The following is a 26,487-nucleotide window of genomic DNA, read 5'->3' on the forward strand; positions in this document are numbered from 1 at the left end:
TTACTTCTTACCGGCGGCTTCTCTCTCTGCGACTTCTTTGTCGAGCAGCGCAATATGCTGAGCCATCAGTTCACGGCAGTGTGCTGCCAGCTCGCGAACCTGATCTTTACCGTATTTGCTGGTATCCACCGGCGGCAGCATTTCGACAATCACCAGCCCGTTATTCAGGCGGTTAAGATTAATCTTATTAGAAGTATTGGAAACACACACAGGAATAATTGGAACACCTGCCGCAATTGCAGCATGAAACGCACCGGTTTTGAACGGCAGCAGGCCACGACCACGGCTGCGCGTCCCTTCCGGGAACATCCAGATTGAGATCCTGCGCTTTTTGAAGTGATTAACCACTTCAGCAATAGTGCTGTGCGCTTTCGCGCGGTTGTTACGGTCAATCAGCAGGTTACCGGTCAGCCAGTACAGCTGGCCGAAAAAAGGGATCCACAGCAGGCTCTTTTTGCCCACGGTCACGGTCGGTGGCAGAACAATGTTGGAGGCCGTCACCATATCGTAGTTGTTCTGATGGTTAGCGATAAAGATGGCGTTACCGAAGTTCTCAGCCCCTTCCGGCAGGCGTTTTTCAACCTTCAGGCCAAACAGCGGCGCAAGGCGGCCGAACATATGGCCAAAGGTGGCGACATGTTTCGGATTGCGCGGACTGAACAGGCAATAAATAGAGCCGAAAATACAGACCAGAATGCAGTAAATAATGGTAAGAATTAAACGAACAATGAATAGCATAGCGACCTCTGAAGCCCTGACAGCTGACAATTATACTTCACCTGTGGCCAGGTAAGGACTTTATTACGAGCGCGTATTGTTAATCGCAACGCACGAATTAACAACGATTTTACGGGAAATTTTATTGAAATTCCCCCTCCGGAACAGAGGGGGAGATAACGGCGTTACTCTTCGCTGTCGCCCGCGGTACTGCGCGCAGGAGAGTCAATCTCCACGCGGTCAATACGCTGCAGGCCGCGCATCAACGAGCCGCGTCGACCGCGCTCGCCCACCACTTTCTGCAACTCTTCCGGTCGAAGCTTGATTTTACGTTTGCCGACATGAATGGTCAGCGTGCTCTGCGGCGGCAGAATAAAGAGGTGCGCCAGACCATCTACCCCTTTCGCCGCTTCCGCTGACGGGATGCTGATGATCTTGTTGCCCTTGCCTTTTGACAATTCCGGCAGGTCGCTGACCGGGAACATCAGCATACGTCCGGCGGCAGTGATCGCCAGCAGCATATCGCTATCGTTTTCCACCACCAGCGGCGGCATCACATGCGCGTTGTCAGGCAGGCTGATCAGCGCCTTACCGGCACGGTTGCGGGAAACAAGATCGTTAAAGGTACAGATAAAGCCGTACCCCGCGTCAGACGCCAGCAGCAGTTTCTGGTCATCGGCTTCCATCAGCATATGGTCAACCGTCGCACCCGGCGGCAGCGTCAGCTTACCGGTAAGCGGTTCGCCCTGTCCGCGGGCAGAAGGCAGCGTGATCGGGTCGATGGCGTAGCTGCGCCCCGTCGAGTCGATAAAGGCGACCGGCTGGTTGCTCTTACCTTTCACGGCGGCTTTAAAGCTATCGCCCGCCTTGTAGCTCAACCCTGGCGCGTCGATATCGTGACCTTTAGCACTGCGCACCCAGCCGCTCTGAGACAGCACAATGGTGACCGGCTCAGATGGCTGCATGTCGTGCTCATTCATCGCCTTCGCTTCTTCGCGCTCATGCAGCGGAGAACGACGGTCGTCACCGAATGCATCGGCGTCAGCCTGCAGCTCTTTCTTGAGCAGGTTGTTCATCTTGCGTTCGGACGCGAGGATCGCCTGCAGCTGATCGCGCTCTTTTTCCAGTTCGTTCTGCTCACCGCGGATCTTCATCTCTTCGAGTTTGGCGAGATGACGCAGTTTCAGCTCAAGGATCGCTTCGGCCTGGGTTTCACTGATGCCAAAGCGCGACATCAGCGCCGGCTTCGGCTCGTCCTCGGAACGGATAATCTCAATAACTTCGTCGATATTGAGGAACGCCACCAGCAAACCTTCAAGGATGTGCAGGCGTTTAAGCACTTTTTCCAGTCGATAGTTCAGACGGCGGCGAACGGTATCGCGGCGGAACGTCAGCCATTCGCTCAGGATCTCCAGCAGGTTTTTCACTGCCGGACGACCGTCAAGGCCGATCATGTTCAGGTTGATGCGGTAGCTTTTTTCCAGATCGGTGGTGGCAAACAGGTGATTCATCACCTGCTCCATGTCCACGCGGTTGGAACGCGGCACGATCACCAGACGCGTCGGGTTTTCGTGGTCGGATTCGTCGCGCAGGTCATCCACCATCGGCAGCTTTTTATTGCGCATCTGGGAGGCAATCTGCTCCAGCACTTTCGCGCCGGAGACCTGGTGCGGCAGCGCGGTGATGACCACTGCGCCGTCCTCTTTGGTCCACACTGCACGCATGCGCACGGAGCCGCGGCCGTTCTGGTAGATTTTGCGGATTTCCGCGCGCGAGGTGATGATTTCGGCCTCGGTCGGGTAGTCCGGCCCCTGCACGATATCCAGCAGATCGTCCAGCGTGGTTTTCGGCTGTTCAATCAGGGTGATGGCGGCTTTCGCCACTTCACGCAGGTTGTGCGGAGGAATGTCCGTCGCCATACCCACCGCGATACCGGTAGTGCCGTTCAGCAGGATGTTCGGCAGACGCGCAGGCAGCATTTTCGGCTCCTGCATCGTACCGTCGAAGTTTGGCACCCAGTCCACGGTTCCCTGACCCAGCTCGCCCAGCAGCACTTCAGCGTAGCGGGAGAGACGGGATTCGGTATAACGCATCGCTGCGAAGGATTTCGGATCATCCGGCGCCCCCCAGTTTCCCTGACCATCCACCAGCGGATAACGGTAAGAGAACGGCTGTGCCATCAGCACCATCGCTTCATAACAGGCGCTGTCGCCGTGCGGATGGTATTTACCCAGTACGTCACCGACGGTACGGGCGGATTTTTTGAACTTGGCGGTCGCATTCAGCCCCAGCTCGGACATCGCATAGACGATGCGGCGCTGAACGGGCTTCAGGCCATCCCCGATAAACGGCAACGCCCTGTCCATGATGACGTACATGGAGTAGTTCAGGTAGGCGTTTTCCGTGAATTCATGTAGCGCGAGGCGCTCTGCCATATCGCTCATTATGTGTGATTCCTCAACTCAGAAACCGAAAGGTTTCAGGCAATATTGCCGCAGATACTACCTTATCTGGCGTGTTGAGTCACAAAGAAAAAGGGCCGCATCCGCGGCCCTTTCGGGGTTATTTGTTCAGTTTGATAACCTGCTTCACGTCGATTTCAAAATCGTTCCACTCTTTATCGACTTTACCCTGAATTTCCACCTTATCCTGCGGGGTTACGGTCACGCCGTTCCAGCGCTTGTGGTCAATCTCCACGTTAACCGTACCGGTCTCATCGCGGAAGGTGTAGCGGTCATCAGACAGGCGCTGAGTGATGTTCCCGCGCAGCTTCACCCAGCTGTCGTCCTTCATGTCCTTCACTTTCACCGCGGTGGTGAGGTTCGCGTCATTATCGACAAAACCGCCCGCCTGCGTCTGGGCCTGGGTTTGTGCGGCAGAGGGGCCGTTAAATCCGCCCTGTGCAGCAAAAACAGGGGCAGTGGTCATCATCATGATGGCGGCAATCGCAGCGAATTTTTTCATATTAACTCTCCCTTTAATGTGGTTTCGCAGTCCATTTAACAGGGTAAACCTTAACAACTTCTTAAGGGAAAAATTTATTTATTATTACTGTACAGCAGGCTGATGCAGAGGGTTTACTGACGTTATCAAGGAGGGAACATGCGCATTTTACTGGTTGAAGACGACAAGTTGATCGGCGATGGCATCAAGGCGGGTTTAAGCAAAATGGGCTTTAGCGTGGACTGGTTCACCGACGGAAAAACCGGCCAGACCGCGCTTCATTCTGCACCGTATGATGCCGTAGTGCTGGATCTGACGCTGCCGGAAATCGACGGACTGGAGATTCTGCGCGCCTGGCGCGAAAGCGGACGCCGCGAGCCGGTATTGATTCTGACGGCGCGGGATGCGTTGAACCAGCGTGTCGAAGGGCTGCGTCTGGGGGCGGATGATTACCTGTGCAAGCCCTTTGCACTGATCGAAGTGGCTGCCCGCCTTGAGGCGCTGGTGCGCCGAAGCCACGGCCAGACCCGCAGCGAGTTGCACCACGGAAAGGTCACGCTCGATCCCTCCAGTCTCGTGGCCACGCTGGACGGCGAAACGCTGACGCTCAAGCCGAAAGAGTTCGCCCTGCTGGAGCTGCTGATGCGTAACGCGGGCCGCGTGCTGCCGCGCAAGCTGATCGAAGAAAAGCTCTACACCTGGGACGACGACGTCTCCAGCAACGCCGTTGAAGTCCACGTCCACCATCTTCGTCGTAAACTGGGCAGCGAATTTATCCGCACCGTGCACGGTATCGGCTATACCCTGGGTGACGCATGAAACTGACCCAACGCCTGAGCCTGAAGCTGCGCCTGACGCTCCTCTTTTTAGTGCTGTCGCTGACGGCGTGGTTTGCCGCAAGCCTGGTCGCCTGGCAGCAGACCACCCACACGCTGGATAAGCTGTTCGATACGCAGCAGATGCTGTTTGCCAAACGCCTGTTGACCATGGATCTGGATGAGATCCGGGCCCCCGAACGGATGCGTGAGATCCCCAAAAAAGCGAAGCATGGTCGTCTGGATGACGACGCGCTGGCCTTCGCCATCTACGCCACCGACGGCAAGATGATGTTAAATGACGGCGAAAACGGGCGGGACATTCCGTACCACTATCGCCGCGACGGGTTTGATAATGGACGGCTACAGGGCGACAACGACGAGTGGCGTTTTTTATGGCTCACCTCACCCGACGGGAAGTACCGCGTGGTGGTCGGCCAGGAGTGGGAGTATCGCCAGGAGATGGCGGTAGATGTGGTCAGCTCCCAGTTGACCCCGTGGCTGGTGGCGCTGCCCCTGATGCTGCTGTTGCTGATCGTTTTGCTGAGCCGGGAACTGAAACCGTTAAAAAAACTGGCGCAGACCCTGCGCTCCCGCTCACCGGATGCCACCGACGCGCTTCCGACTCAGGGGGTTCCCACTGAGGTGCGCCCGCTGCTCGACTCGCTGAACCATCTGTTCACGCGAACCCAGGAGATGATGACTCGCGAGCGTCGTTTTACCTCAGATGCCGCGCACGAGCTACGCAGCCCTCTCGCGGCCCTGAAGGTGCAAACCGACGTGGCGCAACTGTATCAGGACGATCCGCAGGCGCAGCAAAAAGCGCTGGCGCAGCTGCATGCGGGTATCGATCGCGCATCCCGGCTGGTGGATCAGCTCCTTACGCTGTCGCGTCTGGACTCGCTGGATAACCTCGACGATATCGAACCGATCGTGATGGCCGATCTCCTGCAGTCGGCAGTGCTGGATATCTGGCATCCGGCACAGCAGGCCGGGATTGATATTCGCCTGAACATTCATGCCCCACAGGTCACACGCCAGGGCCAGCCGCTGCTGCTGAGCCTGCTGGTGCGTAACCTGCTGGACAACGCCGTGCGTTATAGCCCGCATGGCAGCGTGGTGGACGTCACGCTGGATAGCCGGCGTTTTACCGTGCGTGATACCGGCCCCGGTGTTTCCACCGATGCGCTGGCGCGTATTGGCGAGCGTTTTTATCGGCCACCGGGACAGGATGCAACGGGTAGCGGCCTGGGGTTATCTATCGTCAGGCGCATTGCCGCCCTGCATGGTATGCGCGTCGCGCTGGGCAATGCGGCAGAAGGCGGCTTCGAAGTGAAGGTCAGCTGGTAAGGCATTATTGCGTTTAATGCAAAAGACTTTGCACATTTTGCTCATTTAACCGCATCGCTCGCGCGCGTAGAATCCTCGCCATACATTCATCTTCGAGGACACCTCATGAGCAACATTCTGATTATCAACGGTGCAAAAGAATTTGCGCACTCTAAAGGCCAGCTGAATGACACCCTGACCGAGGTCGCGGACGGTTTTCTGCGCGACGCCGGGCATGATGTTAAGGTCGTGCGCGCGAACAGCGATTACGATGTCAACGCGGAAGTGCAGAATTTCCTGTGGGCTGACGTGATTATCTGGCAGATGCCTGGCTGGTGGATGGGCGCCCCCTGGACCGTGAAAAAATACATGGATGATGTCTTCACCGAAGGCCATGGCGCACTGTACGCCAGCGACGGTCGCACCCGCTCCGACGCATCCAAAAAATACGGTTCTGGCGGCCTGATTCAGGGCAAAAAATATATGCTGTCCCTGACCTGGAACGCACCGCTGGAAGCGTTCACCGAGAAAGATCAGTTCTTCGAAGGGGTGGGCGTTGACGGCGCATATCTGCCGTTCCACAAAGCTAACCAGTTCCTCGGAATGACGCCGCTGCCAACCTTTATCGTTAACGACGTCATCAAAATGCCTGACGTCCCGCGCTATATCGCAGAATATCGCAAGCATCTCGCGGAAATTTTTGCTTAACTGGTAACCTGGAATTAGAAGGAGTTAACCATGCTTACTGTTATTGCTGAAATCCGTACTCGTCCAGGCCAACATCACCGCCAGGCGGTGCTGGATGAGTTCGTGAAAATTATCCCCACTGTACTGAAGGAAGAAGGCTGCCACGGCTACGCGCCGATGGTCGACGCCACCACCACCGCCAGCTTCCAGGCTACTGCCCCAGACTCGATCATTATGATTGAGCAGTGGGAAACCGTGGCCCATCTTGAAGCCCACCTGCAGACCGCGCACATGAAAGCGTGGAGCGACGCGGTGAAGGGCGATGTGCTGGAAACGCATATCCGCATTCTGGAGCAAGGGGTGTAAGTTTACCCTGTTCCTGATTCCTGCCCTCCCCCTTCCGGGAGAGGGTCAGGGAGGCATATTACCAGTACAACTTCCAGCTTTGGGTAAACCTGACCAACGCCTCCACGTAGAAGTAGTCTCCCCAGCTCGCGCATTCGTCCACGCCTTTATTGCTTGCCAGATGATAAACGGAGTGCTTCAGCAGCCCAGTGCCCTTCTCATCTTTGCCCATCAGGTAGTGTTTCGTCAGTGACGACATCATTCCTTTTGCCCATTCAGAATACCGCTCGCGATCTGGATCGGTCACCGGCAGGTGCTTCACCAGCTCCAGCAGGCCACATACCGCAATCGCCGCCGAGGACGCGTCGCGTAGCGCATCCGTCCCGACCAGCGCCAGATCCCAGTGGCAGACGTAATCTTCCGGCAGACGGTTGAGGAAGTAGTTCGCCAGCCGTTTCGACAGGGCAATCATCGTCGCATCACCGGTATAGATGTAGCTCAACAGGAAGCCGTAAATTCCCCACGCCTGCCCGCGCGACCAGCAGGAGTCATCGGCATAGCCTTGCTGAGTATTGCCGTAGCGCGGCGCGCCGGTGTGCACATCCATATAGTAGGTGTGGAACGTTGAGGCATCTTCACGGATAAGGTACCTCGCTGCCTGCATCACGTGTGCTTTGGCGGCATCGGCAAAGCGCGGATCGCCCGTCTGTTCGCTCGCCCAGTAGAGCAGCGGCAGGTTCATATTACAGTCGATAATCATCCGCCCGGCCTGTTCCGGGTCAGCCAGATCGCCCCACGCCTGAATAATTTTTGCCTTCTCGTGGAAGCGCTCCAGCAGCGCCTCTGCCGCCAGCAGCGAGAAGCCACGCGCCTCACGGTTACCGGTCAGTCGCCAGGCCGCCACGCAGGAGAGCGTATACAAAAAGCCCAGATCGTGGGTGTTAGTGTCGTGGCGCCCGGCGATACGCAGGCCAAACGAGCGCACATGTTTTTCCGCCATCGCGCGGAATTTCGCTTCGCCGCTCATCTCCCATGCCAGCCACAGCTGCCCGGTCCAGAAGCTGGTGGTCCACTCCACGTTGTCGGTCAGCGGATAAAAACCCTGCTGGCAGGTTTCCGCCGGGAACCGCTCACCAAACGCCGTTAAATGGCGGCTAATCAGCGCAAGGACATGGTCGCGTGCTGAACTCAGTTCATCACGGAATACGCGCGAATCAACGGGCACGGGGATAGCGGGCAGGCGTTCCTCTGCGATACGACTTAACATATTTCGGTTCCTTCTTTGACGGCTTAATTATCGTGATGAGGGTTCTGCTACGTTCAGCGAGCGGGGGCCGCGCCATTTACTCTGGCAGGCAGATAACGTAAAGGCAGAAATAAACGTGAAGATCAGCGCCGTGGCGCCCATGATGATATAGGTGTTCTCGAAACCGATGCGGTCATACATATAGCCAGCAGGCGACGAGACCACGACATTGCCGACGTACAGCATCGCCTGATATCCCAGCAAATACATGGTGGCGTTAACGCGCTTATCGAAATGTTCGGCAATATATTTAAAGACGGAGACCAGCAGCAGACAAATTTCCAGACCGTACAGCGGCTTAAGAATGGAAATTAACAGATGTGAATCACACAGACCGGAAATAATCAGACGCGCACCGACCACCAGCCCGACAATTAACAGCCCACGTTTGGCGCCAATAGCGTTCACCAGCAGCGGGATCACCATATACATGACAAACTCCATTCCCGACTGCACGGTCCCCAGATAACCAAACACCGCATTGCCCTGGTGAATATCATCAAAGAAGGTCACGAAATAGCGCGAAAACTGCTGCTCGGCGATAAACATCATCCACGCCACACCGGCCACGTACAGACAGAAGGCCCAGAATTTACGGTTACGCAGCAGCGCGTAAACGTCTGACGGGGCAATTTTCTCTTTCGTCAGCACTTCGCCGGCATGTGCGGAGTTAGTGTTCACTTTCAGGCTCAACAGGACAATCAGCATCACCACCGATGCCACGCTGCCCATAATAAAGTTATACGCTGGGGAGAGATTAAACAGCAGGCCGGAGAAGGAGGACGCCACTGCCCAGCCAAGGGAGCCCCACATCCGGATCTGACCAAACTCCATACCGTTTAAACGGCTAAACCGGTCAGAATAGGATTCGCACGCCGCCACGCCCGCATACCAGGCAAAGCTTAAATAGAGTGCGCCAATAATAATCCCCAGCAGCGTGTTGGACATTAACAGCGGCTGATAAACATAAATAAAGAACGGCGCCATCAGGGCAGACATTGCCACCACAAAATAGAGCAGGTATTTGCTCATGCCGATCTTATCGAGAATATAGCCATAGATGGGCTTCAGAATGACGGAGAAAATCCCGTTCACCGCAAATACGGTACCAATCACCGAACCACTGAGGTTCGCTTTCTGGCCTAACCAGATAGCCAGCAGGCCAATACTGGCAGACCAGGTAAAGAAATAGAGAAATATAAAACTGCTGATTTTGTAATATTCAGTTCTGTTTGTTGTAGCGGTCTTTTTCATATCATCCTCGCCGACGTGTAGGGTCAGAGTTTTTATAATGAGAACGACAGCTGTCGCTCACTGCCGGGCTCGCGGATAACAACCCGGTTCTCGCTGATATTCAGTTGTGGGACTGCCATAACCGGCTGGCTTTCGCCGGCGACGGCGGCACAACAGAGCCAGCTCTCCCCCTGCGCAAGCGTGGTTTTCAACAGCGGAATGGCAGCGCATTCCGGGAACATAATGCTGCTGTTCGGCGGTGTGACGATGCTGTCCGGTTCACGGTTAATCACCGGAGAGAGATCGACCAGCACGCTGGTGCCATTACCGGCGACAAGCCAGCATCCGTTCTCACGGATCTGCGGTTCAGTGTTCATCACCGCAAAACCGCCCTCCGCCGTATTCAGTCGACGGGCGCTGTTGATACGGTGCAGTCGCAGGTGCCACTCACCAAACGGCACTTGCCAGGTTTCGATATGGACGTCATGCCAAGGAGACCAGCGTGAGTAGAGATAATCGTCAGTGACCCGCACCGCTTCACATTCGCGGCGCCCGCGGAAATAGTTATCCCCGTCTGCCAGCAGCAGCATGGAGTCGCAGGCGGCATGTTTCAGGCCAAACCTTCCGCGCTCAATCGTGAAACCAAAGCGGCTGGAGTAGGCAAATTTGGTGTATTTGGCTTCCGTATTCACGTAGTTATTCAGCTCAAGCTGCCCGGCGGTAAGCAGGGTGACGTGCTGCGACTGACCGGCATGCATCAGGATCTGCAGTGCATGCGGGATGACGCGTTTTTCCGCAAGCGCGGGCAGCGGCTGCTCTTCAGCCTGCCAGAACGGATGGTCCTCCGGCATCGCCAGAATCAGGTAGGTTTTCAGCGCCCAGTATGGCGAGCCGGGGGCGTTATAGTCCTCACACATCGCCAGGTTCGGGTAAGCAAAACCGAGGGTCAGAATACCGTCCCGATCGGTGATGGGCTGTTGCTGCCACCAGCGCAGATGGCGCAGCACGATGCCCTTCACAATCCCCGGCGTGAACACCTCCAGACCGGAAAAGGCGACCGCACTCCAGAAGGCGACCATTGCAAAGCGATAGGTCAGGCTGCGACCAAACGGTACCGAGGCACCGTCGGCGGCTGACCAGTAGATAAAGTCTTCGGCGAACAGGCGCGAACGCGCTCGCAGCACCTGCGCCCTCTCCTCGTCACCGCTCAGGGTGGCGTAAATCAGGCCGTAGAAATGGAATGCCATCGAGATGTAATAGTCTTTCGGCCGCCCCGGCCCGTCGGAATACCAGCCATCGCCCAGGTAATAGGCTTCCATCATCGCAAACCGTCGGTCAATCGCCGTCTGGTCATACGGCAGCCCGGCGCGCTTAAAACCGAGCTGCACCATAATGGCAAAGTAGTTCCAGTTGCTGTCCGGCATTTGCGCATGGGTGATCTGGTTGAGCCATGCGTGCAGGTTCATGACCTCGCGCCCGGTGAAGTGCGCGGTGAGTTTATCCCCCAGCAGGGCAAGCCCCAGACCGTAGGCCGCCATCTCGACCAGACGCTGATCGTAGGGGCCGGTTTCGCCCCAGTAACCGTCACTGTGCGGATCGGTGCCGAGTTTGATCGCGGTAAGGTATTTTTCGCAAAAGGGGCTGGCATCGCCGGATGCCAGCAGCGGAAACAGCCCCCATAGCGCACGTGAGAGTCCCTCCATCTGCGCGATATCCGTGCTGTAGTGCGCACAGGTTTCGCCCAGCGAAAATCGTGAACTGCCCGGCGCAAACGCCTTATCCAGCGCACTCAACAGAGTATTCAGTGACGCCACGATATCCTGGCGTGAAGACAACGGATTTGATTTTTCTTTGTTTGCCGCCCACATACGCTCACCCTCGTAATCAACTGCGGCAAAGCATAGTGAATCCACACGGGGCAGAAATGTTAGCCATGTCACAGCTAAGAGCGATGAATAAACCCGCAGTTAAGAAAATTTAAAAAGGTGGTTTATAAAGAGATTCTGACGGAAAAAAGTTGAGTTTTATTGCACTATGCGCGACACGCCAACATCCGATCATCTGGAGCTGATTACCTTAAATGACACCGTGGTGTCGTTTAGCCGCCTGTTCGCCAATACGGTGCGCTATCACCACTGGCATCAGTGTCTGGAAATTCTCTATGTGGAAGAAGGCTTTGGCGTGGCGATTGTCGATAACCGTCACTACACCATGCGCCCCGGGCGGCTGTTTTTCTTCCCGCCATTTACCCTGCATAAGGTGATGGTGGACGAGAAGGCAGAGGCCCTTTACAGGCGTACCATTATTCATCTCGACCAGCATGCCGTACTGAAAACCCTGCGTGATTTTCCGCAGGCTCAGCAGCGTCTGCAGAAGCTGTCTCGTCGTGGCGGCGAGGCCTGGGTCGCTGACCTGGCGCATTGCCAGAAGCATATCGATTATCTTCTTGGCTGTTATCAGCCGCCGCTGAACAGCGAAAACATTGCCGGGCTGTTGATTAGCCTGTTTGCCATGCTGCCGGATGATAACGACGGTGCCCCGGGGAGCAGTCAGGGAGTAGCAAGTCAGGTGATGTTCTGGCTGGATGAGCACTATCGGGAGAAATTTCGCCTGGATGCGCTGGCGGCTGAGCTGGGGAAATCACGCAGCTATGTATCGCGAAAATTCCATGCGGAAACAGGCGAGAAGATCCACGACTATCTGAATACGCTACGGCTGCGAAAAGCCTGCGAGTATTTGCTGCACAGTGATGCCAGCGTGCGTGAGATTGCCGCGCGGGTGGGATTTTCAGATGTGACGTGGTTTATCAGCGCCTTTAAAAAAGGGATTGGCGAGACGCCGCTGCAGTACCGGAAAAATCATGGCGCGGCGTGATCCCCTCACCCGCTCTTCTTGCCCGGTTTTAACCCGCGATGAAATTCGTTAATGCGCTTCATCGACCTGATGGTGCGCTGGGGCTCCGTTGACGCTACAGATAAAATAATCATCTCCAGACACAGCAGCACCGTGCCGTGGAGCGGAATTTTGCCCTTTTCACCGCCGCGCGGAACGTGGATCACCACGCTGGCCTCTTTGCTGAAGCGCGAGTCCGTAGCATTGGTCAGCAATATCGTGGGAATACCCAGCCGTTTCGCTTCACGCAGCGTGGTTTGTCCTTCCCGGTGGGCCGATTTTTGCGCCATCATCACCAGCACGTCGCCGCGCTGTAAGGCTATCAGTTGCTCTGCCAGACCAATGCCGGTGCGGTTGAGCGCAATAGCGGGCAGGCCGATACGGCTGAACAGCCGGGAAGTGTACTCGGCCAGAATGCCGGAAGCCCCAATCCCAAAGATCGCGACCTGACGTGCCTGCGCCAGCAACGACACCGCCTGCGCCATTGCGTAGCGGTTGTGCGGCTCGGATAGCACATCACAGGTATGCTGATGCCCTTCCAGCACAAAATCGATGCTCGCGTTCACGTCGCTGGTGAGCGTATTCACCGTGGTGGACATTTTTTCGCTGGAGGAGACCACCGGCCCAAACCACTGCTCCAGAGTCTGCTTCAGGTCACGCAGCCCGGCAAAGCCAAGAGCCTGAATGGCGCGAACCACCGTAGCGTCCGAGGTTTTCAGCAACGCGGCAATCTCCATCGCCGTCTGCTCCATCACCGCTTCGCGGTTTTCATTGATGTAACGCGCAACCTGCAGCAGGCGCGGCGTGAGCTGGTGCGCCCGCGAGCGAAAGCGGTCGCCATAGACATCAACCCGGGCTTTGTCTTTTCTGATCACTGTGACGCCTCCGGCAGCGGTCGACCGGCAATCTGCGACTGCACCTGGGCGGCCATCAGGCCTAAGGAAGCAAAGGAGTTCGAGATGGCCTCTTCACGGGAGATCAGTATGTAGTGGCCGGTGCGACAGGCATTGAGGAACTGACACCAGCCAGGCATCACGGCATCCATCGCTGCCAGCTCATCCTGCGGTTTGCCGCCGGTATCCCCGCGCCAGGTGGCAAAGACAAAATCTGCATCCAGCTCGGGCAGACGCTCGGCGCTGACGTCAATTCGGCCGCCGTCAGGGATGGACTCAATCAGCGGCGGGAATGTGAATCCTGCGTCGCGCAGCACGCGCCCCAGCGAGTGGTAGCTGTGCATGGCGTTGATTTTGCCCTGGTTGGCCTGTATCACCGACACGGTGATGTTGCGGGTGTCGATGGTCGCTTTCAGGGCGTTAATCTGCTCCTGATAGCGACGTTCAAGGATCTTCAACCGGGCTTCGGTGCCCGTGAGCTGTGCCAGCTTGCGGTAGATCTCCGGCGCGCCGCCATCGAGATGATCGATACTCACCGTCGGGGCAATTTTCTCCAGCTGTTCAACCGGCGTGTTACGGGTTGGTTCGGTGATGATTAAATCCGGCTTTGCAGCAGCGATGGCCTCGATGTCGATATCCGCGGAGCCGATAAATTTGATGTCGGCATTATCAAAATCAACGCCCGTCAGCATGCCGCTGGCGCGCAGAAAATGGCTACCGTCCGGCCGCGTGCGCCCGTGGCTTGCCACTGGCGGCACGCCGAGCTCAATCAGCGGAATGGTGATATCCAGATCGTGCAGCGAGACAATCCGCTTTGGGTGAAGGGGCACAGTCACCTTGCGGTTCAGATCGTCGGTAAACGTCTGCGTCGGCTCCGCCGCACTCACGGTAAATCCCACCAGCAACAACATCGAAAAAAGTATACGCATCACCATCCCCTAAAATCTGTCCCGTCGCTGCCAGAGCAGCAGCAGGAAAAACGGTCCGCCAATCAATGAAATGACTACGCCTGCCGGCAGCTGCAGCGGCAGGAAAGCCAGACGTCCGACGTTATCTGCCAGCAGAACCAGCAGCGCACCCAGCACGGCACTTCCCGCCAGCAGCGCGGTTTGTCCGCCGCGCAGCAGCAGGCGTGCCATATGTGGCGCAATCAGTCCCACAAAACCGATACTGCCCACGCAGGAGACGCAGGCCGCGGTCAGCACCACCGGGGCAAGCACGCGCAGCAGCGCCAGCCGAGAGGTGTGTACGCCAAGCCCCGTTGCGGTGGGGTTGCCCATCAGGGCCACGTCTGCGGCGCGCGCGGTCAACAGCAATAGCGCAAATGCCGGCAGCGTCCAGGCTGCCGCAATGCCCACCAGCGTCCAGTTTGCTGCATGCAGGCTTCCCGCCAGCCACAGCATCGCCGTCTGCACGTCACGCACGTCGGCGGTGGTCATAAAGACCCCCATTGCCGCGGCAAACGCCCAGGAAACACCGATCCCCGTCAGGATAAATCGCGGCCGCGAAATATCGCGCGCCAGCGCCACCACCAGCAGCGCGGTGAGTATGCCCCCCGCCATTCCCGCCAGCGGTCGCCAGGCCAGGCTGAGCGCCGGGAACTGAAAAATCAGCACCAGCACCGCCGCGCTACATCCCTCTTTCACGCCGATAAGCCCCGGGTCGGCAAGGCCATTACGAGTGACAGACTGCATCGCTGCCCCCGCCATGCCGAGCATGGCACCGCATAACACCGCCATCAGCAGACGCGGCAGGCGGATATCCATCACGATGTAGCGCGTATCCGCCTCCAGACTTTGCGGATACAGCAGCGCCCGTCCGATGGCCGACGTCGGGATCGGCAGCGAGCCGTGCATCAGGCCAAACCCGAGCAGGATAAAGGCCGCGAGCGAAATCAACGCAAGGCAGGCCAGCGCCCTCGGGCGTACCAGCGTTGAAAAGGTGCCAATACGCAACGCGCGCAGTCCGGCCCGGCTCATTTGAACGCCCTCGAGGCCATAAAGATAAAGACGGGAGCACCGACCAGCGCGGTCATAATGCCGGTCGCCAGTTCATAAGGGGTAAACAGCGTGCGGGCGGCGAGATCCGCCAGCAGCAAAACCAACCCTCCACACAGGGCTGAAAGCGGCACCATCACGCGCAGATCCACCGTCACCAGACGCCGTATCAGCTGTGGCACCACGAGGCCAATAAAACCAATCGGCCCGGCAACGGAGACTGCCGCGCCGCACAGCAGCGCGATTGCCAGCAGCGCGAACAGGCGCGTCCTGAGAAGCGATACGCCAAGCCCCTGGGCCATCCGGTCCCCCAGTGCCAGCATATTGAGTGACGGCGTCAGCCACAGCGCAAGGGCGAAACCCGCGCCAGCGGCCCACGAAGCGCTGCGAAGCGTCCCTTCTGTTATCCCGGCCAAATCCCCCGCCAGCCAGGTGCGTAAGGCGAGAAGCGTCTGCTCATCAAGGATCAGGACCGTGGCGGTAATCGAGGAGGCGAACGCCGACATCGCCACCCCGCACAAGGTGACTTTCATCGGCGTCAACCCGGTGCGTCCCGAAGAGGAGAGCATCAGTACCAGCAGAAACAGTGCGGCGGCGCCGGCGGCGGCAATCAGCGGGCGGCCAAACGGCAGAGTGAACCCGAGTGCGCTTGTCAGCACGACGGCCAGCGCGGCGCCGGCATTCAGCCCCAGAATATGTGGCTCACCCAGCGGGTTACGGATAACGGACTGCAGCAAGACGCCTGCCACGCCAAGTGCAGCGCCGGTCAGCATGGCCGCAAGGAGGCGTAACAGGCGCAGCCTGATAATGATGTTATGGTCGAAATTGCGCGGGTCGAAATCGACAAAAGCCTGCACGACCGTCAGGGGAGAAATAACGCGCGCGCCCGTGCCCAGGTGTGCAATTGCGCCCATCACCAGCAGCAGCGCAAAGAGCAGAAAAGCCAGTGACGTTCGCATCATAATTTTTCTGCGACCTGGCGAAACGGCATGAAGAACGGTTTGCCGGTGAGCGGATTAACTGACATATGTACGTCAACCTCAAACACCGCTTTGATCAGTTCCGGCGTACAGGTATCGCCCTCGTGAAGCACGCCCTCTACTTTCCCCTGGCGTAAAAAGACCAGGGAATCACCGTAGTTCACCGCGAAGTTAAGATCGTGCAGCACCACCACGACGGTGCGCCCGTGCTGGCGGGTCAGCGTATGCAGCAGTTCAAGGATTTCCACCTGATAGCGGAGGTCAAGAAACGTTGTCGGCTCGTCGAGCAGAATATAGGGCGTTTGCTGCGCCAGCGCCATCGCAATCCAGCAGCGCTGACGCTGGCCGCCGGAAAGGCTTTCCACCGACAAATGGGCAAACTCCGCCGTACCGGTCAGGCGCAGTGCCTCTTCCACGGCCTGCTCGTCTTCGTCACTCCACTGGCGCATAAAATTTTGCCAGGGGAAACGCCCGCGCGAAACCAGCTCAAACACGGTTAACCCTTCCGGCAACAGCGGTGACTGCGGCAGAATGCCCAGCTGACGGGCGACCGCTTTGGTTGGCTGTTGATGAATGGCTTTGCCATCCAGCAGCGCAGCTCCCCCGAGCGGTTGCAGCAGACGTGCGATCGTGCTCAGCAGCGTGGATTTTCCACAGCCGTTCGCGCCCACCAGAACGGTTATTTTCTGTGGGGGGATCGCAAGCGAGATCTCATCGACGATGATTTTTTTCTGATAGCCAGCAGAGAGGTTCTCAAGAACCAGCCCTGACTTATTCGTGTTGTGAGCCACGTGAACGCCAACTTAATAAAAAACTAACAAATAAAAATAAAACTCATTCTCTTTTGAGAGTTTGCCGCTGCGCCATGTAGTAGTCAAGAGAAGAAACGCCCTTAAAACCCCAGGGTTATCGTGCAGGAACGGGAAAACCGCCAAACGCATTAATTAATTTATTTTCAACAGGTTAATTACTTACCTCGCTAAGCATCAGAGCGGAAGTACCGCTGTAGTCGATTTTTGCTTTTTTCCATTTACTACTACATCAGCGCATGATTGAATGATTCTCAATTACATGTTCGATGCCAGCGATGGCTAACGAGCAGACCGTAAAGGGCAATGACTCACACATTCTTCCGTGACGCTTCATTCGCGGGATATTTCGGGAAAACAGATGTAATGGCTACGTTCACTCCTTCACTCTCTGGGGTAAAAGGGCGCGCGCTCTTTTCACTGCTGTTTATGGCGCCGCTGGTGCAGGCAGCAGACAACACCGCGGCTCAGGACGGCGAAACGCTTACCGTCACCGCCGATCCTAATGCCGTGGCCGATGCCACCAACGGCTATCAGCCGCTGAACACCTCCACCGCCACGCTGACCAATATGCCGATGCTGGATATCCCGCAGGTGGTAAATACTGTCAGCGATAAAGTGCTGGAAGATCAGCATGCTACCACGCTGGATGAAGCCCTCTATAACGTCAGTAACGTGGTGCAGACCAACACGCTGGGCGGCACGCAGGATGCGTTTGTACGCCGTGGATTTGGCGCGAACCGCGACGGCTCAATCATGACCAACGGCCTGCGCACCGTGCTGCCGCGCAGCTTTAACGCGGCCACCGAGCGTGTGGAAGTCCTCAAGGGACCGGCCTCAACGCTGTACGGCATCCTCGATCCGGGAGGGCTTATCAATGTGGTCACCCGACGCCCGGAAAAACAGTTTGGCGGTTCGATCTCGGGCACCTCCTCAAGTTTTGGCGGCGGTACAGGCCAGGTCGATGTCACGGGTCCCATTGAAGGAACGCGCCTGGCTTACCGCCTGACGGGCGAGTATCAGGACGAAGATTACTGGCGAAGTTTCGGCAAGGCGCGCAGCACCTTTATCGCGCCCTCGCTGACCTGGTTTGGTGATGACGCCACCGTGACCGTGCTCTATTCACATCGTGATTATAAGACGCCGTTCGATCGCGGCACGATCTTCGATCTCACGACCAAACAGCCGGTGAATGTTGACCGTAAAACCCGCTTTGACGAGCCGTTCAACATTACCGATGGCCAGTCCGATCTGGCGCAACTCAACGCGGAATACCGCCTTAACAGCCAGTGGACGGCGAAGTTCGATTACAGCTACAGCCAGGATAAATACAGCGATAACCAGGCGCGGGTGATGGCCTATGACGCGAAAACCGGCAACCTGACCCGTCGTGTCGATGCGACGCAGGGATCAACGCAGCGCATGCATTCCACCCGTGCAGACCTGCAGGGGAACGTGGATATCGCGGGCTTTTACAATGAGATCCTGACCGGCGTGTCGTATGAGAATTACGACCTGCTGCGCACGGATATGATTCGCTGTAAGAATGTAAAAGATTTCAATATTTACCATCCGTCTTACGGCAATCTGAGCAAGTGTACGACCGTTTCCGCCGCGGACAGCGATCAGACGCTCAAACAGGAGAGTTACTCCGCTTATGCTCAGGACGCCCTGTACCTGACGGATAAATGGATTGCCGTCGCGGGGCTGCGTTATCAGTATTACACCCAGTACGCGGGCAAGGGCCGGCCGTTCAACGTCAATACCGACAGCCGCGACGAGCAGTGGACGCCAAAGCTGGGGCTGGTCTACAAGCTCACGCCATCCGTCTCGCTGTTTGCGAACTACGCCCAGACGTTTATGCCGCAATCGTCCATCGCGAGCTACATTGGCGACCTGCCACCAGAAACGTCCAATGCCTACGAAGTCGGCGCTAAATTTGACCTGTTCAACGGTATTACCGCCAACATCGCGCTGTTTGATATCCACAAGCGCAACGTGCTGTACACCGAAAGCGTGGCGGGTGAAAACATTGCTAAAACCGCTGGCCGCGTGCGCTCGCAGGGCGTGGAAGTGGATCTGGCAGGCTCTCTGACCGAGAACACCAATATTATTGCCAGCTATGGCTACACCGATGCGAAAGTGCTGGAAGACCCGGATTATGCCGGCAAACCACTGCCAAACGTGCCGCACCATACCGGTTCGCTGTTCCTGACGTACGATATTCACAACGTCATCGGCGGGAATACCCTGACAATCGGCGGCGGTGGACACGGCGTGAGCCGTCGCTCCGCGACCAACGGTGCGGATTATTATTTGCCAGGGTACGTTGTTGCTGATGCCTTTGCGGCCTATAAAATGAAGCTACAGTATCCGGTGACGCTGCAGGTCAACGTGAAGAACCTGTTTGATAAGACCTACTACACCTCGTCGATTGCGACCAATAACCTCGGCAACCAGCCAGGCGATCCGCGTGAAGTGCAGTTTACGGTGAAGATGGAATTTTGATGTAAAAAAGCCCGGTAGGCGCTAGCGCCTACCGGGCCTTCGTTCCATCCCCTCTCCCGGCGAGAGAGGAGTAAAGAGAGGGCATCAGGCCTCAATATCCGCCATATCGCCTTTTTCCTGCAGCCAGTTGCGTCGGTCTTCCGAACGCTTCTTGGCAAGCAGCATATCCATCATGGCGTTGGTTTGCTGTTCGTCTTCGTCGCTGATGGTCAATTGCACCAGGCGGCGGGTGTTTGGATCCAGCGTGGTTTCGCGCAACTGCATCGGGTTCATCTCGCCCAGCCCTTTAAAGCGCTGCACGTTCGGTTTACCCTTCTTACGTTTGAGCTGTTCCAGTACGCCCGCTTTTTCCTCTTCCGTCAGCGCGTAGTAAACCTCTTTGCCGAGGTCGATACGGTAGAGCGGCGGCAGCGCCACGTGGACGTGACCGTTTTTCACCAGCGTCCTGAAGTGCTTCACAAACAGCGCGCACAGAAGCGTAGCGATGTGCAGACCATCGGAGTCCGCATCCGCGAGGATACAGATCTTACCGTAGCGCAGCTGGCTCAGATCGTCGCTGTCCGGATCGATGCCGATCGCAACGGAGATATCATGCACTTCCTGCGAGGCCAGCACTTCATCCGACGACACTTCCCAGGTGTTCAGGATCTTACCCTTGAGCGGCATGATCGCCTGATATTCACGATCGCGCGCCTGCTTGGCAGAGCCCCCTGCCGAGTCCCCTTCCACGAGGAACAGCTCGGTGCGGTTCAGATCCTGCGCGGTACAGTCCGCCAGCTTACCCGGAAGCGCCGGGCCACTGGTCAGTTTTTTACGCACCACCTTCTTGGCAGCACGCAGACGTCGCTGGGCACTGGAAATGGCCATTTCTGCCAGCATCTCGGCGGCCTGCACGTTCTGGTTCAGCCACAGGGTGAAAGCATCTTTGACCACGCCGGAGACGAACGCCGCACACTGACGTGAGGACAAACGTTCTTTGGTCTGACCGGCGAACTGCGGATCCTGCATCTTCACCGACAGGACGTAGGCGCAGCGATCCCAGATATCTTCCGCCGACAGCTTCACGCCGCGGGGCAGAATGTTGCGGTATTCGCAGAACTCGCGCATTGCATCCAGCAGCCCCTGACGCAGACCGTTGACGTGCGTACCGCCAAGCATGGTCGGGATCAGGTTGACGTAGCTTTCGGTCAGCAGCTCGCCGCCTTCCGGCAGCCACAACAGCGCCCAGTCCACTGCTTCCGTATCACCGGTGAAATTACCGACAAACGGTTTTTCCGGCAGGGTTGGCAGGCCGTTAACGGCTTCGCACAGATAGTCGTTCAGACCGTCTTCATAGCGCCAGGTCTGTTCGGTGTTGTTGACGTTATCTTTAAAGGTAATTTCTACGCCAGGGCACAGTACCGCTTTGGCTTTCAGCAGGTGCGTCAGGCGTGAAACAGAGAAACGCGGACTGTCGAAGAAGCTTTCGTCAGGCCAGAAGTGGACGCTGGTTCCGGTATTGCGCTTGCCGCACGTGCCGACGACCTGCAGATCCTGCACCTTCTCGCCGTTTTCAAAGGCGATGTTATACACCTGACCGTCGCGGCGGACGTTGACTTCCACGCGTCTCGACAGGGCGTTAACCACGGAGATCCCCACGCCGTGCAAACCACCCGAGAACTGGTAGTTTTTGTTGGAGAACTTACCGCCCGCATGAAGACGACAGAGGATCAACTCAACGGCTGGCACACCCTCTTCCGGGTGGATATCCACCGGCATGCCGCGTCCGTCGTCGATGACTTCCAGCGACTGATCGGCATGGAGGATGACGTCGACGCGTTTGGCATGGCCAGCCAGCGCTTCATCCACACTGTTATCAATAACTTCCTGGCCCAGATGGTTTGGGCGTGTCGTATCGGTGTACATCCCAGGGCGGCGGCGAACCGGCTCAAGCCCGGTGAGTACCTCAATGGCATCAGCGTTATAGGTTTGCGTCATGATTTAAACTAGCAGTTCGCATTGATTGTCAGTGGCTGTGCAGTCCAAGAAAATCGACAATCTGGGTGAAATGATTCTCAAAGCCCGTGAAAGCATGGTTTCCGCCTTCTTCTATAGTCTGGCGGCAGGATGCGTAATACGCCACTGCCTGGCGGTAATCCAGCACTTCATCACCCGTCTGTTGCAGCAACCAGATAAGATCGGGCGCTTCAAGCGGGTCTACCTGCATAACTTTGAGATCGTAAATATGGCGTGACTCTAGCACATATTGTTGGCCGGTGTAGGGGTTCTCGTTTTGCCCGAGAAAGTCCCGCAGCAGCTCAAATGGCCGAACCGCCGGGTTAACCACCACCGCAGGCAGCATAAAACATTGCGAGAGCCAGGTGGCGTAATATCCGCCCAGCGAAGAACCAACCACGCCGAACGATTCGCCGCCGTGTTCCATCACTACCGATTCCAGCATTTCTGCGGCTTCCGCCGGGTAAGGCGGCAGTTGAGGGACGATCATCTCAACGTGCGGGTGATGTTCGCTCAGCCACTGGCGAAACTGCGTCGCTTTCGCGGAACGCGGCGAACTGTTGAATCCGTGCAGATAGAGGAGCGTAGACATCAATAGCCTTCTGAAGCGGTGTCCGGGCGGAATTTTGCGCCGGTTAAACGGCAGACTTCCGTGGTGAGCAGGCCATCGGGATGCAGTTCGAGCCAGCGCCAGCCCGGTGCGATGGTGTCCAGGGTAAAGTTTGCGCAATGCGGCTTGAACTGAACGCAGGTCGAGGGCGTGGCCAGCAGTCGGCGGCCATTCCAGTCGAGATCCTGCTCCTGATGAATGTGTCCGCACAGGAGATTCTGCACCCGCGGGAATTTCGCCAACACTCTGTCCAGCGCGGCAGAGTTGCGCAGGCTGTGTTGATCAAGCCAGCTACAGCCCGCCGGCAAAGGATGATGATGCAGCAACAGCAGCGTATGACGTTCAGGTTCGGCAGACAGTTTGGTCTCAAGCCAGTCGAGTTGAAAGTCGCTTAACTCACCGTGTGGGACGCCAAAGACCTGGCTGTCCAGCAGCAGGATCTGCCAGTGGTCACCCACAAAAACACATTTTGCCGGAGAGATCCCCGCATCCTGCAGCGAGCTGTACATGGCAGGCTGGAAATCGTGGTTTCCCGGTAGCCAGACGCAAGGCACGCTAAAACTCGCGATGCCTTCAGCGAAATGCTGGTAGGCCGCGGAGGATTGGTCCTGCGCCAGATCGCCCGTCGCGACAATCAGATCGCATGGGCGATTTTCAGCGTGAATGGCGCTAAGTACCGCCTGATAGCTCTCCCAGGTATTCACCCCAAGCAGAGTTTCATGCTTTTCGGCAAAAAGGTGGGTATCGGTGATTTGTAATATCCTGACTGGTGCCCCACCAGCAACAGTCAGGTTCAACAGGCTTTCCAAATGGTGTCCTTAGGTAGGTTTATGACGCTAACAAACCGGAATCGCCATTGCTCCATGTGCTAAACAATATCTTAGCCAGTCGGCTAAAAACTGGTTAATTTGATGCTTTTCGTCGCGTTGATGCAACTTTTTATTCGGATAATCATACCGCGCTTTGAAGCGAAAGATCTGCTGGCTTGAACACACTTCAGCGACCATCGCGTCATGGTAAAGGCGCACCGTCATCGACGGCAGGCTCCAGTAGCTAATGCTGGGCGCCGTTTGTTCAATTTCGACAAGCGTAGTGTAGCGCGTTGATTCTGTTATCGTTAATCGATACTGCGCGTTGCTCACCTGATAGCTCACCGTTTCGCCGGGTGCGTCGTTTTTCGGCAGCAGGCGGCGCAATTGTGCGAAATTGGTTTCGCACAGGCGCATCATTTCTGGGAAGTCAGGTGTATAACGCTTCATTTTTTCCACTCGTTTCGTAAAGTCTGATAATGCAGTTGCAGCCATTGCAGAGCGATGACAGACGCTGCGTTGTCGATTTTCCCCTCTTCTACCCACTGATAAGCCTGCTCCCGACTCACCACATGAACCCGAATATCTTCGTTTTCATCTGCCAGACCGTGGATCCCTTCCGCCGTCGTGGCGTCCACTTCGCCCACCATAATGGACAAGCGCTCGCTGGTGCCGCCTGGGCTTGCCAGATAACTCAGCACCGGTTTTGTCCGGCCAACCACCAGCCCCGCCTCTTCCAGCGCCTCGCGGCGGGCAACATCTTCGACCGATTCGCCCTCTTCAATCATGCCGGCCACCATCTCCAGCAGCCAGGGGCTGGCGCTGACGTCATACGCGGCAATGCGGATCTGCTCCACCAGCACGACTTCATCACGCACTGGGTCAAAGGGTAGCAAGACTGCCGCATGCCCGCGCTCAAAAATTTCGCGTCTGATTTCACCGCTCATTTCGCCGTTAAACAGGCGATGCCTGAAACGGTAAAGTTCCATTGAAAAAAAACCGCTATAAAGCGTTTCTCGTGCAATAATTTCTACATCGTTTTTCGCGAATGTCACGGGCAAGTTTTCTGGTTTTTGCATGAGTCGAGTCCTGGTAGCAATGGTGATGAAATTATGAATTTCAAGGCTGTTTGGCTGCCGTTTGTAAGGCTATATGGTAGATTGGTGCAAATTACCGCCAGATGGCACGTAACGCCAACCTTTTGGTATGGAAGATTCTGTTAGAATCGGCAATTATTTTTTAATTAGATCAGCGCTAATACTGCTTCACAACAAGGAATGCAAATGAAGAAATTGCTCCCCATCCTTATCGGCCTGAGCCTGACGGGCTTCAGTGCAATGAGCCAGGCGGAAAACCTGTTACAGGTCTACCAGCAGGCACGTCTGGGCAACCCTGATTTACGTAAATCAGCGGCCGATCGTGATGCTGCGTTTGAAAAGATTAACGAAGCGCGTAGCCCATTGCTTCCACAGTTAGGTTTAGGTGCAGATTATACCTACAGCAACGGTTTCCGCGACGCCAATGGCGTTAACTCCAATGCTACCAGCGCCTCACTGCAATTAACACAGACGCTGTTTGATATGTCCAAATGGCGTGCCCTGACCCTGCAGGAAAAGAGTGCGGGCATCCAGGATGTGACGTATCAGACCGATCAGCAGACGCTGATCCTGAACACCGCCACCGCATACTTCAACGTGCTGAGCGCAATTGACTCGCTCTCCTACACCGAAGCGCAGAAACAGGCGATTTACCGCCAGTTAGATCAAACCACCCAGCGTTTCAACGTGGGTCTGGTGGCAATCACTGACGTTCAGAACGCCCGTTCACAATACGATAGCGTCCTGGCCAACGAAGTGACCGCACGTAACAACCTCGATAACGCGCTGGAATCCCTGCGTCAGGTTACCGGGAATTACTACCCTGAGCTGGCGTCTCTGAACGTCGACAGCTTCAAAACGGATAAACCGCAGGCCGTTAACGCCCTGCTGAAAGAAGCGGAAAACCGCAACCTGACGTTACTGCAGGCGCGTCTGAGCCAGGATCTGGCCCGCGAGCAAATCCGTCAGGCACAGGACGGCCACCTGCCGACCCTGAGCCTGAGCGCGTCTACCGGCGTGTCTGATACCACTTACAGTGGTTCTAAAACGAACACCTCCCAGTACGACGACAGCAACATGGGTCAGAACAAAGTGGGTCTGAACTTCTCGCTGCCACTGTACCAGGGCGGCCAGGTGACCTCTCAGGTGAAACAGGCGCAGTACAACTTTGTTGGCGCAAGCGAACAGCTGGAAAGTGCCCACCGCAACGTGGTACAGACCGTTCGTTCGTCCTTCAACAACGTGAATGCCTCTATCAGCAGCATCAACGCCTATAAACAGGCCGTTGTGTCTGCGCAGAGCTCTCTTGATGCCATGGAAGCGGGTTACTCCGTGGGTACGCGTACCATCGTTGACGTCCTGGACGCGACCACCACGCTGTACAACGCGAAACAGCAGCTCTCCAGCGCACGTTATCAGTACCTGATTAACCAGCTGAACATCAAACAGGCGCTGGGTACGTTGAACGAGCAGGATCTGCAGATGCTGAACAGCACCCTGGGTAAACCTGTCTCTACTTCTCCGGAAAATGTTGCGCCAGAGAACCCTGAGCAGGTTGCCGCCGTTGATAACTTCAACGGTAACGGCGCTGCACCTGCCGCGCAGCCAGCTGCCGCACGTACGACTGCCCCCGCCAGCAGCGGTAACAATCCGTTCCGCAATTAAGCATGTCATCGGGCCCATTGCGGCCTGATGCCTTCGCTATACCCCTCTCCTTTCGGGAGAGGGCGTACGTAAATCACACCTGAACGTAAGCCAACGTAAAGATCCCCCTCATTCCGGCCATCATCGCTTCATTTTCAACCACTCATCCTCTATCCTGAGCGTTATTACCACTGGGTCCAGGAAGACAACGATGAAACGGACAAAATCTATCAATCACGCTTCGTTCCGCAAAAGCTGGAACGCGCGTCATCTCACCCCTGTTGCGCTGGCCGTCACGGCTGTCTTTATGCTGGCAGGCTGTGAGAAAAGCGATGAAACAGTTTCGCTTTATCAAAACGCGGACGACTGTTCTGCTGCAACCGGCAACGCCGCAGAGTGTAAAACGGCGTATACCAACGCCCTGAAAGAGGCGGAACGTACTGCGCCGAAATATGCTTCACGTGAAGACTGCGTGGCAGAGTTCGGTGAAGGTCAGTGTCAGCAGGCACCGGCTCAGGCAGGCACGGCCCCTGAAAACCAGGCACAGGCCCAGTCCAGCGGCAGTTTCTGGATGCCGCTGATGGCAGGTTACATGATGGGCCGCCTGATGAGTGGTGGTGCGGGTTACCAGCAGCAGCCGCTGTTTAGCTCGAAAAACCCGGCCAGCCCGGCTTATGGTCAATATACCGATGCCAGCGGCAAAGGCTATGGCGCAGCCACCCCTGGCCGCTCCGTAACCGTACCGAAAACGGCGATGGCTCCGAAACCCGCGACCACCAGCACCATTACCCGTGGCGGGTTCGGTGAGTCTGTGGCGAAACAGACCAGCATGCAGCGTAGCGCGTCAGGCACGTCCACTCGCTCAATGGGCGGCTGAT

General features: G+C 56.7%; 24 protein-coding genes. 8 read left to right on the forward strand and 16 right to left on the reverse strand.

The window, feature by feature from the left end:
* From plsC to AB6731_RS15550, 3 genes are all read right to left on the reverse strand, one after another.
* Positions 1-738 (reverse strand): 1-acylglycerol-3-phosphate O-acyltransferase, encoded by a 738-nt coding sequence (gene plsC / locus AB6731_RS15540; protein WP_020883654.1) that lies wholly within the window; start codon positions 736-738, stop codon positions 1-3.
* A gap of 164 nt (positions 739-902) precedes the next feature.
* Positions 903-3,161 carry a DNA topoisomerase IV subunit A gene (gene parC / locus AB6731_RS15545; protein ID WP_014171622.1) on the reverse strand — a complete coding sequence of 753 codons (2,259 nt, stop codon included), beginning with the start codon at positions 3,159-3,161 and terminating at the stop codon, positions 903-905.
* Between the two features lie 118 nt (positions 3,162-3,279).
* Positions 3,280-3,681: a YgiW/YdeI family stress tolerance OB fold protein gene (locus AB6731_RS15550; protein ID WP_020883653.1), complete on the reverse strand. Its 402-nt coding sequence runs from the start codon at positions 3,679-3,681 to the stop codon at positions 3,280-3,282.
* Between the two features lie 138 nt (positions 3,682-3,819).
* Here AB6731_RS15550 and qseB point away from each other — a divergent pair, with 138 nt between their 5' ends.
* From qseB to AB6731_RS15570, 4 genes are all read left to right on the forward strand, one after another.
* The gene (gene qseB / locus AB6731_RS15555; protein WP_020883652.1) at positions 3,820-4,479 is read left to right on the forward strand and encodes a quorum sensing response regulator transcription factor QseB; all 660 of its coding nucleotides are present in this window, start codon (positions 3,820-3,822) and stop codon (positions 4,477-4,479) included.
* Positions 4,476-5,825, forward strand: a complete 1,350-nt coding sequence (qseC, locus tag AB6731_RS15560) for a quorum sensing histidine kinase QseC (protein ID WP_121339833.1) — start codon at positions 4,476-4,478, stop codon at positions 5,823-5,825. Before qseB ends, qseC begins: the two co-directional genes overlap by 4 nt.
* A gap of 105 nt (positions 5,826-5,930) precedes the next feature.
* Positions 5,931-6,512 (forward strand): NAD(P)H-dependent oxidoreductase, encoded by a 582-nt coding sequence (locus AB6731_RS15565; protein ID WP_371006535.1) that lies wholly within the window; start codon positions 5,931-5,933, stop codon positions 6,510-6,512.
* A gap of 30 nt (positions 6,513-6,542) precedes the next feature.
* Positions 6,543-6,857 (forward strand): putative quinol monooxygenase, encoded by a 315-nt coding sequence (locus tag AB6731_RS15570; RefSeq protein WP_014171627.1) that lies wholly within the window; start codon positions 6,543-6,545, stop codon positions 6,855-6,857.
* Between the two features lie 58 nt (positions 6,858-6,915).
* On the opposite strand, the gene AB6731_RS15575 is transcribed toward AB6731_RS15570, so the two are convergent.
* Genes AB6731_RS15575 through AB6731_RS15585 form a run of 3 tightly spaced genes read right to left on the reverse strand, consistent with a single transcriptional unit; the run spans position 6,916 to position 11,243 of the window.
* Positions 6,916-8,103 carry a glycoside hydrolase family 88 protein gene (locus AB6731_RS15575; RefSeq protein ID WP_371006536.1) on the reverse strand — a complete coding sequence of 396 codons (1,188 nt, stop codon included), beginning with the start codon at positions 8,101-8,103 and terminating at the stop codon, positions 6,916-6,918.
* Between the two features lie 27 nt (positions 8,104-8,130).
* Complete coding sequence (locus AB6731_RS15580) at positions 8,131-9,396, reverse strand: oligosaccharide MFS transporter (protein WP_040018827.1); 1,266 nt, start codon at positions 9,394-9,396, stop codon at positions 8,131-8,133.
* A gap of 32 nt (positions 9,397-9,428) precedes the next feature.
* On the reverse strand, positions 9,429-11,243 hold the full coding sequence (locus tag AB6731_RS15585) for a DUF2264 domain-containing protein (protein ID WP_371006537.1): 1,815 nt from the start codon (positions 11,241-11,243) through the stop codon (positions 9,429-9,431).
* Between the two features lie 166 nt (positions 11,244-11,409).
* Here AB6731_RS15585 and AB6731_RS15590 point away from each other — a divergent pair, with 166 nt between their 5' ends.
* On the forward strand, positions 11,410-12,249 hold the full coding sequence (locus tag AB6731_RS15590; RefSeq protein ID WP_020883647.1) for an AraC family transcriptional regulator: 840 nt from the start codon (positions 11,410-11,412) through the stop codon (positions 12,247-12,249).
* A gap of 5 nt (positions 12,250-12,254) precedes the next feature.
* On the opposite strand, the gene AB6731_RS15595 is transcribed toward AB6731_RS15590, so the two are convergent.
* Genes AB6731_RS15595 through AB6731_RS15615 form a run of 5 tightly spaced genes read right to left on the reverse strand, consistent with a single transcriptional unit; the run spans position 12,255 to position 16,928 of the window.
* Complete coding sequence (locus AB6731_RS15595) at positions 12,255-13,142, reverse strand: MurR/RpiR family transcriptional regulator (protein ID WP_020883646.1); 888 nt, start codon at positions 13,140-13,142, stop codon at positions 12,255-12,257.
* Positions 13,139-14,089, reverse strand: coding sequence for an iron-siderophore ABC transporter substrate-binding protein (locus AB6731_RS15600; RefSeq protein WP_020883645.1), 951 nt, complete (start codon positions 14,087-14,089; stop codon positions 13,139-13,141). The genes AB6731_RS15595 and AB6731_RS15600 overlap by 4 nt, the downstream gene beginning before the upstream one ends.
* A 9-nt stretch (positions 14,090-14,098) precedes the next feature.
* Positions 14,099-15,139 carry an iron ABC transporter permease gene (locus AB6731_RS15605; protein ID WP_342864165.1) on the reverse strand — a complete coding sequence of 347 codons (1,041 nt, stop codon included), beginning with the start codon at positions 15,137-15,139 and terminating at the stop codon, positions 14,099-14,101.
* Positions 15,136-16,119: a FecCD family ABC transporter permease gene (locus AB6731_RS15610; RefSeq protein ID WP_371006539.1), complete on the reverse strand. Its 984-nt coding sequence runs from the start codon at positions 16,117-16,119 to the stop codon at positions 15,136-15,138. Before AB6731_RS15610 ends, AB6731_RS15605 begins: the two co-directional genes overlap by 4 nt.
* A complete protein-coding gene (locus tag AB6731_RS15615; protein WP_104440381.1) occupies positions 16,116-16,928 on the reverse strand; it encodes an ABC transporter ATP-binding protein in 813 nt (270 codons plus the stop codon). Before AB6731_RS15615 ends, AB6731_RS15610 begins: the two co-directional genes overlap by 4 nt.
* Before the next feature lie 384 nt (positions 16,929-17,312).
* Between AB6731_RS15615 and AB6731_RS15620 the strand changes: the two genes are divergently transcribed.
* Positions 17,313-19,454, forward strand: a complete 2,142-nt coding sequence (locus AB6731_RS15620) for a TonB-dependent siderophore receptor (RefSeq protein ID WP_371006541.1) — start codon at positions 17,313-17,315, stop codon at positions 19,452-19,454.
* An 84-nt stretch (positions 19,455-19,538) separates the two neighbouring features.
* On the opposite strand, the gene parE is transcribed toward AB6731_RS15620, so the two are convergent.
* From parE to nudF, 5 genes are read right to left on the reverse strand one after another with little or no spacing between them, the layout of a single operon-like run.
* The gene (parE, locus tag AB6731_RS15625; protein ID WP_020883640.1) at positions 19,539-21,431 is read right to left on the reverse strand and encodes a DNA topoisomerase IV subunit B; all 1,893 of its coding nucleotides are present in this window, start codon (positions 21,429-21,431) and stop codon (positions 19,539-19,541) included.
* Between the two features lie 28 nt (positions 21,432-21,459).
* Entirely contained in the window at positions 21,460-22,041 is a 582-nt protein-coding gene (yqiA, locus tag AB6731_RS15630) for an esterase YqiA (protein ID WP_032680279.1), read from the reverse strand.
* The gene (gene cpdA / locus AB6731_RS15635; RefSeq protein WP_014171641.1) at positions 22,041-22,868 is read right to left on the reverse strand and encodes a 3',5'-cyclic-AMP phosphodiesterase; all 828 of its coding nucleotides are present in this window, start codon (positions 22,866-22,868) and stop codon (positions 22,041-22,043) included. The genes yqiA and cpdA overlap by 1 nt, the downstream gene beginning before the upstream one ends.
* A gap of 27 nt (positions 22,869-22,895) precedes the next feature.
* The gene (locus AB6731_RS15640; RefSeq protein WP_014833293.1) at positions 22,896-23,318 is read right to left on the reverse strand and encodes a DUF1249 family protein; all 423 of its coding nucleotides are present in this window, start codon (positions 23,316-23,318) and stop codon (positions 22,896-22,898) included.
* Positions 23,315-23,947 (reverse strand): ADP-ribose diphosphatase, encoded by a 633-nt coding sequence (nudF, locus tag AB6731_RS15645; RefSeq protein ID WP_014171643.1) that lies wholly within the window; start codon positions 23,945-23,947, stop codon positions 23,315-23,317. Before nudF ends, AB6731_RS15640 begins: the two co-directional genes overlap by 4 nt.
* Positions 23,948-24,151: 204 nt before the next feature.
* Between nudF and tolC the strand changes: the two genes are divergently transcribed.
* Positions 24,152-25,630: an outer membrane channel protein TolC gene (tolC, locus tag AB6731_RS15650; protein ID WP_020883637.1), complete on the forward strand. Its 1,479-nt coding sequence runs from the start codon at positions 24,152-24,154 to the stop codon at positions 25,628-25,630.
* A 190-nt stretch (positions 25,631-25,820) separates the two neighbouring features.
* Positions 25,821-26,486, forward strand: a complete 666-nt coding sequence (locus AB6731_RS15655) for a DUF1190 family protein (RefSeq protein ID WP_014171645.1) — start codon at positions 25,821-25,823, stop codon at positions 26,484-26,486.
* Position 26,487 lies beyond the last annotated feature (1 nt).

The sequence above is a fragment of the Enterobacter sp. RCC_40 genome, assembly GCF_041360735.1.
Classification (GTDB): domain Bacteria; phylum Pseudomonadota; class Gammaproteobacteria; order Enterobacterales; family Enterobacteriaceae; genus Enterobacter; species Enterobacter ludwigii.